The organism is Pseudomonas sp. C8002, from assembly GCF_013385765.1.
Classification (GTDB): Bacteria; Pseudomonadota; Gammaproteobacteria; order Pseudomonadales; family Pseudomonadaceae; genus Aquipseudomonas.
This window is the reverse complement of record NZ_JACAPJ010000019.1, coordinates 42625-58703: the sequence shown is the minus strand read 5'-3', so window position 1 is coordinate 58703 and position 16079 is coordinate 42625. Positions and strand designations below refer to the sequence as shown.

Sequence of the window (16079 nt, the reverse complement as noted above, 5' to 3'; positions counted from 1 at the left end):
ACAAAACCCATGTGGGAGCGGGCTTGCTCGCGAATGCGGTGGATCAGTCAACACATCTGCGACTGACACTCCGCATTCGCGAGCAAGCCCGCTCCCACATTTTTGATCTCCATTGTGTCTTAGGGAGGGGTGTTTTTCAGGCGCCCCGCCGTGTCGATACTCACCACCACCGACAATCCCGGTCGCAGCCGTTCACTCTGCTCCTGCCCCGGATCCACGGTAATCCGCACCGGCACCCGCTGGGCGATCTTCACGAAGTTGCCGGTAGCATTGTCCGCCTGCAACAGGCTGAACTCCGACCCGGTCGCCGGGGAAATGCGCTGCACCGTGCCGTGAAACTTGCGGTGGTCCAGGGCATCCACGGTAAAGGTCACCGGCTGGCCAACCTGCACGTTGTCCATCTGGGTTTCTTTCATGTTGGCGATCACCCACAGCTGGTTCGGCACCAGCGCCATCAACTGCGCGCCGCTGTTGACGTAGGCCCCGAGGCGCACGCCAATCTGGCCCAGTTGCCCGTCACGCGGGGCGATGATCCGGGTGTTCGACAGGTCGATACGCGCCAGCTCCACTGCCGCATCGGCACTGGCCACCGCCGCCTCCAGCGAACCGCGATTGACGATCACTGTCTGCAAATCCTGCCGGGCGATTTCCAGGTTGGCCTGGGCCTGGGCCACGGCCGCAATGGTTTGCGCATTGGCGGCGCGGGTCACGTCCAGCTCGCGTTTGGACACCGACCCATCGCTGATCAACTCCTCATTGCGGCGCAAATCCGCGGTGCTTTTGCGGGCCTGGGCCTGGCTGTCCATCAAGGCCGCCTGACGCAGCTTGATGGTCGCCTCGGCGCTGTTGCGTTGCTGCACCACATTGGCCAGGGACGCCTGCTGCACCGCCAGTTGCGCCTGGGCCTGATCAAGGCGCTGCTTGTAGATACGGTCATCGAGGCGCACCAGCAAATCCCCGGCCTTGACGTACTGGAAGTCCGTCACCGGCACTTCATACACGTAACCGCTGAGCTGCGGCCCGATGATCGTCACCTGGCCGCGCACCAGGGCGTTTTCGGTGGTTTCCACGGCGCTGCTGAAGGGCGGCAACTGCCAGGCGTAGAGCACGATCAGCACGCCGATAATCGCAATCGCGGCAAAGCCCATGGAAGAGATGATGCGCACCCGCAAGGAGCGCGGTTCGGTGGCCGGCATGCTCGGCGGCGCGGTGCCTTCCGGCGTGGAAGCGATGGCGTTGGTGGTGGTCGTGGTCGGTTCGGTCATGAAGAAAGTGCGCCGCTGGGTTGAACGGGAGGCGCTGCACTGGCGGCAGCTTTAGTGGTACTCATCAGCCAGAGGCTGCGGATAAAGATCCAGATCATGGTGAGTATGGCGATGATCGCGATCAGCATGAACACATCGTTGTAGGCCATCACATTCGCCTCGCGGGTGGCGGCCGTGGCCAGGCTGCGAATGCCCATGAGGTTGCGCAGCTCGGGGTCGGCGATCACCCCGCCATAGGCCGAGCCGCCGCTGGCCACCCGTGCGGCCACACGCGGGTCGAGCAGGGTCAGGTGTTCGACGATCATGCTGGAATGGAATTTCTCCCGCACGATCTGGAACGTACCGAGCAATGCCGCACCAATCAGGCCGCCGAGGTTCTGGCAGATCCCGAACAGCACCGAGAAACTCACCAGGTTCCTGGGGTTGGTCAGTACGTTCTTCGTGCCCAGGACCATGGTCGGCCCGAGGAAGAACGTGCCGCCAAAGCCTAGCAGGAACTGGCTGATGTACATGTTTTGCGGGCGCGTGAGGTTGCTGGAGAAACTGTCCATCACCGAGCCCACTGCCATGAAGGCCAGGGAGATGATCAGCGGCATCAGCAAATGCGCGGGGTTGATGGTCAGCGCGCTCACGGCCAGGCCGGCAATCGCCCCCGCCAGCATCACCCAATACAGCGTGCGCATCTGCTCGTTGCTCATGTTCAGCATCTGCATGAAGCCCACGGCGCCGGTGGACTGCTCCGAGAGCACCATGCGAATCAGCACCACCGCCAACGCCAGGCGAATCATCGCCCCGCTGCCCAGCCAACGGGTCATCAGCAACGGGTTGGAGCGGTTATGTTCGATGGCCAGGCCGGCCATGATCAGCACCAGCGAGCAGGCCGAGGCGATACCGATCCACGGCGCTTCCAGCCACCAGTCGATACGGCCCAGGGACAGCACCGCGCAGAGCAAGGCGACGCCGGTGGCGAGGATGGCGAAGGTCAGGAAGTCGAGTTTTTCGAAGGTCTTGAAGCGGTCGCCCGGTGGCAGCTTGAGCAGGAACACACAGCCCAGGCAGGTCAGCGCCATGCCCAGTTCGAACAGGTACAGGCCGCGCCATTCGGCGATTTGCAGCAGGTCTTCGGAGAACAGTCGGGCCAGGGGCAACGCCAATTGCGCGGTGCCCAGGCCGAGCACCAGGGCTTTCATCCGCCACTTTGCGGGAAAGGCCTGGATCATGTAGTAAAGGCCCAGGGAACTGAGGGCGGCGCCGACCATGCCGTGGGCCGCGCGTACGGCGATGGCCGAGCTGAGGTCGTTGACGAACAGGTGGCCGAAGGTGACCAGGGCGTAGAGCACCAGGAACACTTCGGTGAACGCACGCAGGCCGAATTGCTGACGGAATTTTACCAGCAGCAGGTTCATGGAGACGTTGGTCATGACGTAGGCGGCGGGGAGCCAGGCCATCTCGGCCGTCGTGGCCCCCAGGGCGCCCTGGAGGTACACAAGGTTGGCGATCACCAGCGAGTTGCCGAGGCCACCGGTGATTGCCACCAGTACGCCAACGAGGGCGTAGGCCCAGCGCTTGCGGGTGGAATGCAGCGGCGTCGACGGCGAGCCCGGCAGGCTCGGGCGCTCGTGGGGCTGCCAGGTGTGGGGGGTGTATTTGTCCATTCGGTGGCCTTGATGACCGGCGTTTGGGGCCGGTGGAACGGTTACTCAGGGAGTAGTAAACCTGAGTGGAGTTCAACTTGCCATCTTGGGAGGGATTTGGGCGGTTGGGGTGCATATCCGTTGCTGCGGTAACGGCTGCTTATGGTTCCGCTCTTACAGCGGCTCACTTCTTAACAGCGCAAAAGTAAGCAAAACGCTCTTGCCCCACCACTCGGCACCTCGCTAATGCTCGGTATGCCCGCACTCCGGCCAGCGTGGTTTAACGGGGCGCCTAAGATCAAGATCAAGATCAAAAGCACAGCGGCCTCCCGGCCGGCTTGAGTGTCAACAGCTAAAGCGGGCACGGTCAAATGTGGGAGCGGGCTTGCTCGCGAAGGTCGTTAACGATGACGCGGGCATCCTGAATGAACGCGGCGCTCTCAGGTTTTTCGCGAGCAAGCCCGCTCCCACAGAAAAGCAGATCTGTTTTCGCTCTGGTTCTTGCTTTTGCTTTTAACACTCAAGCCGGCCGGTAGGCCGCTGTGCTTTTGCTTTTGACCTTGATCTGACTGCCCCAATGAGCCCGAGGCCGAACGCAGGCAGTGCGAAGCGGGCCGCTGTAAGAGCGGAACGATAAGCGGCCGTTACCGAAATAACGGATATGCCCCCCACCTCAAATCCACCCCAACCAACTCCAATACGTAGCCGCAAACACCAACATCAACCCATACCCAATCAACGTCACCAGAATCCCCACCTTGGCAAACTGCCGCGCGGTAAACGTGCCGGTCCCCAAACACACCATATTCTGCGGCGCATTGATGGGCAGGATAAACCCGTAGCTCATTACAAACCCCAGGAGCATCGTCATCCCCAGCCGACTGAACTCCCCGGGCAACGTCTGCAACACCGCAATCAAAATCGGCAACAACGCCGAGGTCAACGCCGTGGCACTGGCAAACCCCAAATGAATCACGATCAAAAACGCCCCCAGAATCGCAAACACCCCCAGCGGCCCCACCTGGTCCAACCCGGTATGCGCCACCACCTGCGATCCCAGCCACTGCCCCGCCTGGGTGGTCAGCAACGCCGTCCCCAGGCTGATGCCAACCCCAAACACAATCACCGTGCCCCACGGAATCCGCGACTGCACATCCTTCCAGGTCATCACCCCGATCCCCGGCATCAGCAAGAACACCAGCCCGGCATACGTCGTCGAGGTCGTATCAAAGCTGTGCAACCGCCCTTCCGTGGCCCAGGCCAACAACAGCAACACCGACACCGTCAGCAAGCGCTTCTGCGGCCCCGTCATCGGCCCGATGTCCACCAGCGATTGCGCCACCGCCTCCTTGCCTCCGGGAATGCTGTCACTCTCCGGCGGCAACAGCTTCAACACCAAAAACAACAACACCGCCGACATGATCAGCGCCCACGGCGCCCCGGCGATCAACCAGTCGATCCACGACACCCGCTGCCCCAGCATCTTGTCCATGAAGCCAACCGTCAGCAGGTTCTGCGCCGCCGCCGTCTGGATACCGACGTTCCAGATGCTCGTACCCTGGGCCACGACGATCATGATCCCGGCCGCAATATTCGAACGCTTGTCCACGCCAAACGCGGCAATCACCCCCATCATGATCGGCACCACACACGCACTGCGGGCCGTGGCGCTGGGCACCACCAGGCTCAAGAGGATGGTCACGGCGACTGCCCCGACGAGAATGCCCCGGGTGCTGGTACCCACGCGGGTCAGGGTGACCAACGCGATGCGCCGGTCCAGCCCGGTATGGGTCATGGCTGCGGCGATAAACAACGCGCCGGCCACCAGCGCCAGCGCCGGGTTGGAAAACCCCGTCAACGCCATGCTGATCGCCGGGCTGGAACCGATCAGGTGCGTCGGGTCTTGCAGCGACGGCGCAGTGCCGAGCAAAAACGCCATCAACGAGGTGATCATGATCGCGCTGGCCTCGTAGGAGACCGCTTCGGTGATCCATACCACCACCGCAAACGCGAGGATCGCCAGCATCCGGTGCCCGGCCACCGGCAAGTCGGCCGGCAGCGGCAACAGCAGCACGCCGACCATCACCAGTACGCCGACCACCAGGCCCAGGGGCAACTTGAATGAAGCAGCTGTTGTTGCGGGGGCACTCATGGGGTTCTCCGTCGGCCGTGAAATCTGGCCCACAGCATGAGGCAAAGCGTCACGCCCGGTGTTGACGGGTATCAAGTGGCTAGGCCAATAACTGGGTCAACACCGCCCGCAACTTGCCGGGCTTGACCGGCTTGTTCAGCAATGGCACGTCCAGGCGCTGCAATGCACGGCGGCATTGGTCGGTGCGGTCGGCGGTGATAATCACTGCCGGAATCCTGCAGCCAAAATGCTCGCGCAACTGGTGCACGACCTCACAGCCCACCACGCCATGGTCCAGGTGATAGTCCGCGAGAATCAGCTCCGGTGCCCGGCCCTGCAACGCAACCAGTGCGCCGGCCTGATCGGTCGCAGTGACCACTCCGCAGCCCCACTGCCCAAGCAGCGCGCTCATGCTGTCGAGGATGCCGACTTCGTTGTCCAGCACCAGCAGCCGCCTCCCCGGCAACGGGTTGCCGGTGCTCGGTTGCGCGGCCACCACACTGATGGGCAGCGGCATGTCCTCGCTGATGGGGACTTCGATGCTGAACATCGAACCGCGCCCCGGCCACGAACGCACCGCCACCGGATAACCGAGGACCTCGGCGATACGCTCGACAATCGCCAACCCCAGTCCCACGCCCTTGCGGTCGGCGGCGCGGCCCACGTCCAGTTGATTGAACTCCAGGAAGATGGCGTCCAGGCGGTCCGCCGCAATTCCGCGCCCGGTGTCCCACACCTCCAGGCGCAACCGCTCACCCCGGCGGCGGGCGCCCAGCAGGATGGAGCCCGCGCTCGTGTAGCGGCAGGCGTTGCTGAGGAAATTGCGCAGGATCCGCGTCACCAGCCGCAGGTCGGTGTTGATTGCGTAATGGCCTGTACGCGCCCGCAGGTTCAGCCCGGACGCCGCGGCCACCGACTGGAATTCCGAGACCAGCGGTGCGAACAGTTCGTCGAGACGGTACAGGGCGATGTCCGGCTTGACCGCCGCTTGATCGAGTCGGGAAATGTCCAGCAAGTCGGTGAGCAAATCCTCGGCGCCTTCCAGGGCCTGATGGGTGCGCTCCACCAACACGTGTTCGACGCTGGGCAAGTTGCGCTCGCGCAGGGTGGAAATCAGCAAGCGTGCGGCGTTGAGGGGTTGCAGCAGGTCATGACTGGCGGCGGCAAGGTATTTGTCCTTGCTGCGGTTGGCGGCCTGGGCGGCATCCCGAGCATCGCGCAAGTCCTGCTCGATCTTCTCGCGCTGGGCGATTTGCTGTTGCAGGTTGCGGTTGGCTTCCAGCAACTCGTCGGTACGCGCCGCGACCCGCTGTTCCAATTCGTCGTTGAGGCGGATGTAGCGATTGCGCTCGGCTTCCAGCTCGTCGAGGCGCGCGGTCAGTTCGGGGTAATGACTCTTGCGCGCCGAGTGGTTGCCCAGCCCCAGGAGCCCCGCGAGTGCCCGTTGCTGATCGTCAGAGAGCTTCGCCATAGACGACCTCGACGTCACGCTGGCTGGATTCACGCGGGTTGGTAAGGATGCACGGGTCGTGCATGGCGTGCTGCGACAGAAAGGGAATGTCCGCCACTCGAATCCCATGCAGGCCGAGGGTTTCATGGAAGCCGATCGCATGCTTCAACGCGATCAAATGGTCCACCAGCCGGCCGCAGATTTGCCGGTGGTTGAGGCCCCGGCAATCAATGCCGAAGGTCTCGGCAATCACCTTGAAACGCTCCGGTGCCGCGCTGTAGTTGAACGCCACCACATGTTCCACCAGCACCGCGTTGCACAGGCCATGGGGCAGGTCGAGAAAGCCGCCAAGGCTGTGGGACATGGCATGCACCGCGCCGAGGATCGCGTTGGAAAACGCCAGCCCGGCCTGCATGCTGCCCAGCATGATTTTCTCCCGCAGGGCGATGTCGCCGGGGTTGGCGATCATCTGCACCAGGTTGCCATTGATCAGGCGCATGGCTTCCAGCGCGTGGGGATCGGTCAGCGGGCCGTGGCCGGTGGACACGAAGGCCTCGATGGCATGCACCAGCGCGTCGATGCCGGTACAGGCCGAGAGAAACGGGTCCATGCTCGCCGTGGTTTCCGGGTCGATCAGTGAAACATCGGGCACCACCGCCTTGCTGACGATGGAGAACTTCATGCGCTCCTGCTGGTTGGAAATGATCACGAACTGCGAGACATCCGCCGAGGAGCCCGCGGTGGTCGGGATCAGGATCAGCGGCGGGCTCGGCACGCGGATGGTGTCGACGCCTTCGAAGTCGAGGATGCTGCAGCCATGGGCGACCACGATGCCGATGGCCTTGCCGCAGTCCATCGGGCTGCCGCCACCGACGGCGACGATCACGTCGCAATGGTTTTCACGGTAGACCTCGGCGCCGAGCATCACCTCTTCAACCCGGGGGTTGGGCGAAACGGCGGTGTACAGGCAGTAGTCGATGCCGATGGCTTGCAGGCTGGCCTCGACATCGGCCACCCAGCCGACAGCAACCACGCCGGGATCACTCACCACCAACACCTTGCGCGCGCCAAAGGTCTTGGCGTAGTTGCCTACGTTGTGCCGGCAGCCGGCGCCAAAGATGATTTCAGGGGAAACGAATTTACGCAGGAGACTCAGGTTCGGGCTCATTGGTAAGCCTGTTTTTATTATTCTGGAAGATGCGCTCCACACTAACCCATCCGACACTGAATGCAATCAGACCAATGGGTGGCGCTGAAACCGCGACGTACGGCACGATCTACTACTTTGGTACTGATTCCCCTCTCTATCGTCGCATTCCCAAGGCATCGAGACTGGCATGTAATGGGCGCATGACCCTATGGATCGGACCTGCTTGAATAAGCAAAAATAATAAGGCGAACGTCCATGTACAAAATTCTGATAGCCGACGATCACCCACTGTTTCGCGAGGCGATCCACAACGTCATCAGCGACGGGTTCCCGGGCAGCGAAGTGATGGAAACCGGCGACCTGGACAGCGCCCTGACCATGAGCCAGGAGCACGACGACCTGGATCTGATCCTGCTGGACCTGAACATGCCGGGCATGCACGGCCTCAATGGCCTGATCAACCTGCGCAACGAGTCGCCGACGATTCCGGTGGTGATCGTGTCTGCCGAGCAGGACAAGCAGGTCGTGCTGCAAGCCATCACCTATGGCGCGGTGGGGTTTATCACCAAGTCCTCGCCCAGGCTGCAGATGACCGAGGCAATCCAACAGATTCTCAACGGCAATGTGTATTTGCCGCCGGAGATTATTCGCAGCCAGAAAATCGGCGGGCAACGCCGCATGAATGATTGCCTGGGGCTTGCGCCGGAGCTGCTGCAGGCCCTGACCCGCAAGCAATTGCTGGTGCTGGAGCGGATGACCAAGGGTGACTCGAACAAGCAGATCGCCTATAGCCTGGAGATTGCCGAGACCACGGTGAAGGCCCATGTCTCGGCAATCCTGCGCAAGTTGAACGTGCACAATCGGGTGCAGGCGATTCTCAGCGCCGGGGACATCGACTTTGGTGCCTACCTGCGGCGCTGATACCCGTAGGGGCGGGATGCTGACCGCATTTCAAGGCACCTGAATGAGGGCCCGAAACAGCATGCCCGCCGCCACCAGCACACACAGGGTGGCAAAACCCACCTGCAAGGTGCGCGCCTTGATCACCGAGCACAGGCGCCGCCCCGCCAACATGCCGACAATGCTCGAACCGATAAACACCCAGCCCATCGGCTCGATACTGACCCCGGCATGAAACGCACCGATCACGCCGATCAACGAGATCAGGCTGATCACCATCAGCGAGGTGGCGACGATGCCGCGCATCTGCACATCGGTCAGTTGCTTGAAGGCCGGTACGATCAGGAAGCCGCCGCCCACGCCGAGCAACCCCGAGACCGCACCGGTCACTGCGCCGAGTGCTGCCAGGGTGGCGGTGCATTTGGCGGTCCAGGAAAAGCGCCCGGTCTGCTGGTCGAGCATGCAGTTCTTCTGGCCCCAGGACGCGGTGCCGTGGTCGCTCGGCCCGGCCTCAAGCTTCTCCCGTTGCAGCATGCGCCAGGCCACCAGCACCATCAGCGCACTGAACAGGCCCATCAGGACTTTCTCCGACATCTGGTGGGCGAAGAACACCCCCAGCGGCGAAAACAGCGCGCCGAGCAGCGCAATCAGCAGCGCCGCACGGTAGCGCACCAGGCCATGGCGCAAACCGTCGACAGCCCCCACGGCAGCGGCCGCGCCCACCGCGAACAACGACACGGGCGCGGCCTGGGTCATGGTCAACCCCAGCCCCAATACCAGGGCCGGGACACCAAGAATGCCGCCTCCGGCACCGGTCAAGCCCATGACCAACCCCATCAACACGCCCAGAAAACTTGCCAGCAGCATAGGGTTGCCTCAATCCACCTTGGCCAGACGGGTCAGCCACTCGCGGCCCTTGAGCATGCCGTTCCAGTAGAACCACGGCAGGAAACTCGCCTTGAGGAACCACGCCGAACGCCGCGCCACAGTCGGGTCGAGGGGAAAGGTCGGCAGCAACTTGCCGCCATAGCCGAACTCGGCCAGCACCACCTTGCCCTTCTCCACGGTCAGCGGGCAGGAGCCATAGCCGTCGTACTTGAGGGGCAACGGTGCCTGTCTGCGCAGGGCCAGCAGGTTTTCCGCCACCACCACGATTTGCTTGCGCACCGCCGCGGCGGTCTTGGCGTTGGTGGTGGAACACACATCGCCCAGGCCGAAGATGTGCGGGTAGCGCAGGTGTTGCAGGCTCTGGGGATTCACTTCGCACCAGCCGGCGGCATCGGCCAGGGGGCTGTGGCGAATGAAGTCCGGCGAGACCTGTGGCGGGACGACGTGCAGCAGGTCGAAGGTTTTCTCTTCGACGCGCACATTGCCTTCGGCGTCCTTGATTTCGAACCAGGCCTTGCGCGCGGGGCCGTCGACCTTGACCAGGTTGGAGTTGAATGCCAGTTGCGCCGAGTACTTTTCAACGTACTTCATCAGCGGCGGCACGAAGGTCGGCACGCCGAACAAGGCGGCACCAGCCAGGTTGAATTCGACCTTGATGTTTTTCAGGTCACCCTGGCGGAGCCAGTGATCGCACGACAGGTACATGGCTTTTTGCGGAGCGCCGGCACATTTGATCGGCATGGCCGGCTGGGTGAACAGCGCCTTGCCATTTTTGAGTTGCCGCACCAGCTGCCAGGTGTAGGCGGCGTGTTCATAGCTGTAGTTGGACGTTACGCCATGCCGGCCGAGGGTCTCTTGCAGGCCTTCGATCTTCTCCCAGGCCAGGCGCAGGCCCGGGCACACGATGAGGTTCTTCCAACTGACGCGCTGGCCGCTGTCGAGCACCAGGGTTTGCTCGTCGGGCAGTAATTCGCTGACCGCGGCCTGGATCCAGGTGACGCCGTTGGGCAGCACGTCGGCCATGGGGCGCACGGTCCTGGTAACGTCATAAGCCCCACCGCCCACCAGGGTCCAGGCCGGCTGGTAGTAGTGGTGGTCGCTGGGCTCGATCAGGATGATGTTCAGGTGCGGGTCGCGCTTGAGCAGGCTGGCCAGCAGGCCGATGCCTGCCGAGCCGCCACCGATGACAACGATATCGCCACTGATGGTAGGTCCCCAGTGTTGGTCGTTCATGGTCTATGGCCTTTTTCAGTTAATGCACGCAAGGGTCGTTGCCGTATGGCACCACGCCCTAGCTGTTTGCCACCACGATGCCATCCTTTGCCTCGGGTCCTTTAATTCACTTAAGCTCACAAGGTTATGTGGAAACCTAACTGAATGTAAGTCGCCATTAGCTATCTGGGAAACCCGTCATGTCAGCGTTGATTCAATCCTTTCTGGACGAGGCGTCGTCGACCTACACCTACGTCGTCTATGAAACGGACGGTGGCCCATGCGCCATCGTTGATTCGGTGCTCAACTACGACCCGGCCTCCGGACGCACCGGCACCGGCCAGGCGGACAAGGTGATCGCGTTTGTGCGCGAGCATGGCTTGCAGGTGCAGTGGTTGCTGGAAACCCACGCCCATGCGGATCATCTGTCGGCTGCGCCTTATTTGCGTCGCCAGCTGGGGGGCAAGATCGCGATTGGCCAGTCCATCAGCAAGGTGCAGGGAGTGTTCAAGAACCTGTTCAACCTGGAGCCGGAGTTTCGGGTGGATGGGTCGCAGTTCGACCATCTGTTTGCGCCGGATGAGGTGTTTCACATCGGCAACCTGAAGGCCCAGGCGCTGCATGTGCCGGGGCATACGCCGGCGGATATGGCTTACCTGATTGATGACCAGTTGATTCTGGTGGGCGACACGCTGTTCATGCCGGACGTGGGCACGGCGCGCTGCGATTTCCCTGGTGGGGATGCGCGCCAGCTGTATGGGTCGATGCGCAAGTTGTTGGCCTTCGCGCCTGAAACCCGCCTTTATGTGTGCCATGACTATCCGCCCGAAGGACGCGCAGCCAAGTGCCTGACCACGGTGGCTGAACAGCGGGCGGGGAATATTCATGTGCATGACGGGGTGGATGAGGCGGCGTTTGTCGAGATGCGCACCACGCGGGATGCCGGGTTGGGCATGCCGACGCTGTTGTTGCCGGCGATTCAGGTGAATGTGCGGGCCGGGGTGATGCCGCCGGCGGAAGGAAATGGGGTGATTTATTTGAAGATTCCCCTCAACCAGCTTTGAAATGCACTACAAAATGTGGGAGCGGGCTTGCTCGCGAATGCGGTGTATCAGTCTATATTTTCGGTGACTGACACTCCCCATTCGCGAGCAAGCCCGCTCCCACATTTGTTTTGTGTCGTTCGTTAGCCGAGGTTGATGCCGTTAGCCGGTAGCGGCAGCGCGGTTTTGTAGCGCACTTGCTTGAGGGCAAAGCTGGAGCGGATGTTGGCGACACCCGGGACTTTGGTCAGGAAGTCCATCATGAAACGCTCCAGGGACTGGATGGTGGGCACCAGCACCCGAATCAGATAATCGGGGTCGCCGGCCATCAGGTAGCACTCCATCACTTCGGGGCGATCCGAAATCGCCCCTTCGAATTGCTGCAATGCCAATTCGTTCTGCTTTTCCAGGCTGACGTGGATGAACACATTGACGTGCAGCCCCAGCAGGTCGGCGTCCAGCAGCGTCACCTGGTCGCGAATCAGCCCCAGTTCTTCCATGGCCTTGACCCGGTTGAAACACGGCGTGGGCGACAGGTTGACCGAGCGGGCCAGGTCGGCGTTGGTGATGCGAGCGTTCTCCTGAAGGGCGTTCAGAATGCCGATATCGATACGGTCCAGTTTGCGCATGAGACAAAACCACCTGTTTATTATGTTTATGCAGTTTTTTTATCCCCAAATGATCTCCAACGCAATGAAACAGAGATAAATATTCTCCTGAGCCGAGCCTATGATTGTTGTAGGACAAGATTTCTTCTACCCGAAGAAGGACTGTCAGCTACCGCGCCCACTACAAGAAATTCACAAGATAGAGCGTAGAAAGCCATGACTCAGCAGTACGAACCACTGCGCCTGCACGTTCCCGAACCCTCGGGCCGCCCAGGCTGCAAGACCGACTTTACCTACCTGCGCCTGACTGACGCTGGCCTGGTGCGCAAACCCCCAATCGACGTAGAACCCGCCGACACCGCCGACCTGGCCAAGGGCCTGATTCGCGTGCTCGACGATCAGGGCCAGGCCCTCGGCCCATGGGCTGAAGGCGTGCCGGTGGAGATTCTGCGCAAGGGCATGCGCGCCATGCTCAAGACGCGGATCTTCGACAACCGCATGGTGGTCGCCCAGCGTCAGAAGAAGATGTCGTTCTACATGCAGAGCCTCGGCGAAGAAGCCATCGGCAGCGCCCAGGCCCTGGCCTTGAACATCGACGACATGTGCTTCCCCACCTATCGCCAGCAAAGCATCCTGATGGCCCGGGAAGTGCCGCTGGTAGACCTGATCTGCCAGCTGCTGTCCAACGAGCGCGACCCGCTCAAGGGCCGCCAGTTGCCGATCATGTACTCGGTAAAAGATGCCGGCTTCTTCACGATTTCCGGCAACCTCGCCACCCAATTCGTACAAGGCGTGGGCTGGGGCATGGCCTCGGCCATCAAGGGCGATACCAAGATTGCCTCGGCCTGGATCGGCGACGGCGCCACCGCTGAGTCCGACTTCCACACCGCCCTCACCTTCGCCCACGTGTACCGGGCACCCGTGATTCTTAACGTAGTGAATAACCAGTGGGCGATCTCCACCTTCCAGGCCATTGCCGGCGGTGAAGCCACAACCTTTGCCGGACGCGGCGTGGGTTGCGGCATCGCCTCCCTGCGGGTGGACGGCAACGACTTTGTCGCGGTGTACGCCGCCTCCGCCTGGGCCGCCGAACGTGCCCGCCGCAACCTGGGCCCGACCCTGATCGAATGGGTGACCTACCGTGCCGGCCCGCACTCCACCTCCGATGACCCGTCCAAATACCGTCCCGCCGACGACTGGAGCCACTTCCCGCTGGGCGACCCGATCGCCCGCCTCAAGCAGCACCTGATCAAGATTGGTCAGTGGTCCGAAGAGGAACACGCGGCGGTCAGCGCCGAACTTGAAGCCGAAGTGCTCAAGGCCCAGAAAGAAGCCGAACAGTACGGCACCCTGGCCGGTGGCCAGATTCCAAGCGCCGCGACCATGTTCGAAGACGTTTATAAAGAGATGCCGGAGCACTTGAAGCGCCAGCGTCAAGAGTTGGGGATCTGACATGAACGATCACAACAACAATATCGAGCTGGAAACCGCCATGACCACCACGACCATGACCATGATCCAGGCCTTGCGCTCGGCCATGGATGTGATGCTTGAGCGAGACGACAATGTGGTGGTGTTCGGCCAGGACGTCGGTTACTTCGGCGGCGTGTTCCGTTGCACCGAAGGCTTGCAGAACAAGTACGGCACCTCGCGGGTGTTCGACGCACCGATCTCCGAAAGCGGGATCGTCGGCGTGGCGGTCGGCATGGGCGCCTATGGCCTGCGGCCGGTGGCCGAGATTCAGTTCGCCGACTACGTGTACCCTGCCACCGACCAGATCATTTCCGAAGCCGCCCGCCTGCGTTATCGCTCGGCCGGCCAGTTCACGGCACCGCTGACCATGCGCATGCCCTGCGGCGGCGGCATCTACGGCGGCCAGACCCACAGCCAGAGTATTGAAGCGGTGTTCACCCAGGTCTGCGGCCTGCGCACGGTGATGCCGTCCAATCCGTACGACGCCAAGGGCCTGCTGATCGCCTCCATCGAAAACGATGACCCGGTGATCTTCCTCGAACCCAAGCGCCTGTATAACGGCCCGTTCGACGGCCACCACGACCGCCCGGTAACCCCGTGGTCGAAACACCCGCAAGCGCAGGTGCCGGACGGTTACTACACCGTGCCGCTGGATGTGGCCGCCATCGCCCGCCCGGGCAAGGACGTGACGATCCTCACCTACGGCACCACGGTGTATGTGTCGCAAGTCGCCGCCGAAGAAACCGGCATCGACGCCGAAGTCATCGACCTGCGCAGCCTGTGGCCGCTGGACCTGGAAACCATCGTCAATTCCGTGAAGAAAACCCGCCGTTGCGTGATCGTTCACGAGGCCACCCGTACCTGTGGGTTCGGCGCCGAGCTGGTGGCGCTGGTGCAGGAGCATTGCTTCCACTACCTGGAAGCGCCGATCGAGCGCGTCACCGGTTGGGACACCCCCTACCCGCACGCGCAAGAGTGGGCGTATTTCCCTGGCCCGACCCGTGTGGGCGCGGCTTTGCATCGGGTTATGGAGGTCTGAATGGGCACGCACGTTATCAAGATGCCGGACATTGGCGAAGGCATCGCAGAAGTTGAATTGTCGGTATGGCACGTCAAGGTCGGCGACCTGGTGGTAGAAGACCAGGTGCTGGCGGACGTGATGACCGACAAGGCCATGGTGGACATTCCGTCGCCGGTGCACGGCAAGGTGATTTCCCTCGGCGGCGAGCCGGGGGAAGTCATGGCGGTGGGCAGTATTTTGATCAGTATCGAAGTGGAAGGCGCGGGCAATACCAGGGAGTCGGCGTTGTCGGCGGTGTTTGAAGAGGTCGTGCCGGCACCGGCTCCTGCACCGAAAGTCGAAGCCCGGGCCGCGCCGGTGGTTGAACCCAAACCTGCCGCCAAACCTGCGGTGGCGGCTGCGCAAGCGCCCGTGGCCCGCGAGGCCGATGACCGCCCGCTGGCCTCCCCGGCCGTGCGCAAACATGCGCTGGATGCTGGCATCCAGCTACGACTGGTCCAGGGCTCAGGCCCGGCCGGCCGGATTCTGCATGAAGATCTGGACGCTTACTTGCTCCAGGGTCCGGCGAAAAATTCCGGGGCCTCCAACCCGTACGCCGAACGCAACGACGAGCAGCAAATCCCGGTGATCGGCATGCGCCGCAAGATCGCCCAGCGCATGCAGGACGCCACCCGGCGCGCCGCGCATTTCAGCTATGTGGAAGAGATCGACGTCACGGCCCTCGATGAGTTGCGCGTGCACCTCAACGAGAAACACGGCGCTACCCGCGGCAAGCTGACCCTGCTGCCGTTCCTGGTGCGGGCCATGGTCGTCGCATTGCGCGACTATCCGCAGATCAACGCGCGTTATGACGACGAAGCCCAGGTCATCACCCGCCTCGGCGCGGTGCATGTGGGTGTCGCCACCCAGAGCGATGTCGGCCTGATGGTGCCGGTGGTGCGTCACGCCGAAGCCCGCGACCTGTGGGGCACGGCGCAAGAAATCAATCGCTTGGCGAATGCGGCGCGCAATGGCAAGGCCAGTCGCGATGAGCTGTCGGGCTCGAGCATCACCCTGACCAGCCTCGGTGCGTTGGGCGGGATTGTCAGCACCCCGGTGCTGAACCTGCCGGAAGTGGCCATCGTCGGGGTCAACCGCATTGTCGAGCGGCCGATGGTGATCAAGGGCCAGATTGTGATCCGCAAGATGATGAACCTCTCCAGCTCCTTCGATCACCGGGTGGTCGATGGCATGGACGCGGCGCAATTCATCCAGGCCATCCGTGGCCTGCTCGAACAACCCGCCAGCCTGTTCCTGGAGTAACC

13 protein-coding genes are annotated in these 16079 nt (G+C 62.3%); 5 read left to right on the top strand and 8 right to left on the bottom strand.

Annotated elements, in window-relative coordinates; all coding sequences use genetic code 11:
* Nucleotides 1-119: 119 nt before the first annotated feature.
* The 5 genes from HX814_RS23255 to ercA all read right to left on the bottom strand — a co-directional run bounded on the left by HX814_RS23255 (nucleotide 120) and on the right by ercA (nucleotide 7648).
* Nucleotides 120-1265, bottom strand: coding sequence for an HlyD family secretion protein (locus HX814_RS23255; protein WP_003207807.1), 1146 nt, complete (start codon nucleotides 1263-1265; stop codon nucleotides 120-122).
* The gene (locus HX814_RS23250) at nucleotides 1262-2920 is read right to left on the bottom strand and encodes an MFS transporter (RefSeq protein WP_003207803.1); all 1659 of its coding nucleotides are present in this window, start codon (nucleotides 2918-2920) and stop codon (nucleotides 1262-1264) included. Before HX814_RS23250 ends, HX814_RS23255 begins: the two co-directional genes overlap by 4 nt.
* Nucleotides 2921-3572: 652 nt before the next feature.
* Nucleotides 3573-5051, bottom strand: a complete 1479-nt coding sequence (locus HX814_RS23245) for a DASS family sodium-coupled anion symporter (RefSeq protein WP_134327016.1) — start codon at nucleotides 5049-5051, stop codon at nucleotides 3573-3575.
* A gap of 79 nt (nucleotides 5052-5130) precedes the next feature.
* On the bottom strand, nucleotides 5131-6501 hold the full coding sequence (locus tag HX814_RS23240) for a hybrid sensor histidine kinase/response regulator (protein ID WP_177009564.1): 1371 nt from the start codon (nucleotides 6499-6501) through the stop codon (nucleotides 5131-5133).
* Complete coding sequence (ercA, locus tag HX814_RS23235; protein ID WP_003207798.1) at nucleotides 6485-7648, bottom strand: alcohol dehydrogenase-like regulatory protein ErcA; 1164 nt, start codon at nucleotides 7646-7648, stop codon at nucleotides 6485-6487. The genes HX814_RS23240 and ercA overlap by 17 nt, the downstream gene beginning before the upstream one ends.
* A 237-nt stretch (nucleotides 7649-7885) precedes the next feature.
* Here ercA and HX814_RS23230 point away from each other — a divergent pair, with 237 nt between their 5' ends.
* A complete protein-coding gene (locus HX814_RS23230) occupies nucleotides 7886-8551 on the top strand; it encodes a response regulator transcription factor (RefSeq protein WP_003207796.1) in 666 nt (221 codons plus the stop codon).
* A gap of 30 nt (nucleotides 8552-8581) precedes the next feature.
* Here HX814_RS23230 and HX814_RS23225 read toward each other — a convergent pair whose 3' ends face one another.
* Together HX814_RS23225 and HX814_RS23220 are read right to left on the bottom strand one after the other, a co-directional pair.
* The gene (locus HX814_RS23225) at nucleotides 8582-9397 is read right to left on the bottom strand and encodes a sulfite exporter TauE/SafE family protein (protein WP_003207794.1); all 816 of its coding nucleotides are present in this window, start codon (nucleotides 9395-9397) and stop codon (nucleotides 8582-8584) included.
* A 9-nt stretch (nucleotides 9398-9406) separates the two neighbouring features.
* Nucleotides 9407-10651 carry an FAD/NAD(P)-binding oxidoreductase gene (locus HX814_RS23220; RefSeq protein WP_102606166.1) on the bottom strand — a complete coding sequence of 415 codons (1245 nt, stop codon included), beginning with the start codon at nucleotides 10649-10651 and terminating at the stop codon, nucleotides 9407-9409.
* Nucleotides 10652-10830: 179 nt separating this feature from the next.
* Between HX814_RS23220 and HX814_RS23215 the strand changes: the two genes are divergently transcribed.
* Nucleotides 10831-11694: an MBL fold metallo-hydrolase gene (locus HX814_RS23215; RefSeq protein WP_134327018.1), complete on the top strand. Its 864-nt coding sequence runs from the start codon at nucleotides 10831-10833 to the stop codon at nucleotides 11692-11694.
* Nucleotides 11695-11816: 122 nt separating this feature from the next.
* Here HX814_RS23215 and bkdR read toward each other — a convergent pair whose 3' ends face one another.
* Nucleotides 11817-12302: a Bkd operon transcriptional regulator BkdR gene (gene bkdR / locus HX814_RS23210; protein ID WP_003212855.1), complete on the bottom strand. Its 486-nt coding sequence runs from the start codon at nucleotides 12300-12302 to the stop codon at nucleotides 11817-11819.
* Between the two features lie 195 nt (nucleotides 12303-12497).
* Here bkdR and HX814_RS23205 point away from each other — a divergent pair, with 195 nt between their 5' ends.
* Genes HX814_RS23205 through HX814_RS23195 form a run of 3 tightly spaced genes read left to right on the top strand, consistent with a single transcriptional unit; the run spans nucleotide 12498 to nucleotide 16077 of the window.
* The gene (locus HX814_RS23205) at nucleotides 12498-13733 is read left to right on the top strand and encodes a 3-methyl-2-oxobutanoate dehydrogenase (2-methylpropanoyl-transferring) subunit alpha (protein ID WP_003212857.1); all 1236 of its coding nucleotides are present in this window, start codon (nucleotides 12498-12500) and stop codon (nucleotides 13731-13733) included.
* A 1-nt stretch (nucleotide 13734) separates the two neighbouring features.
* Entirely contained in the window at nucleotides 13735-14793 is a 1059-nt protein-coding gene (locus tag HX814_RS23200; protein ID WP_003212859.1) for an alpha-ketoacid dehydrogenase subunit beta, read from the top strand.
* The gene (locus tag HX814_RS23195) at nucleotides 14794-16077 is read left to right on the top strand and encodes a dihydrolipoamide acetyltransferase family protein (protein ID WP_177009565.1); all 1284 of its coding nucleotides are present in this window, start codon (nucleotides 14794-14796) and stop codon (nucleotides 16075-16077) included.
* The last annotated feature ends 2 nt before the right edge of the window (nucleotides 16078-16079 follow it).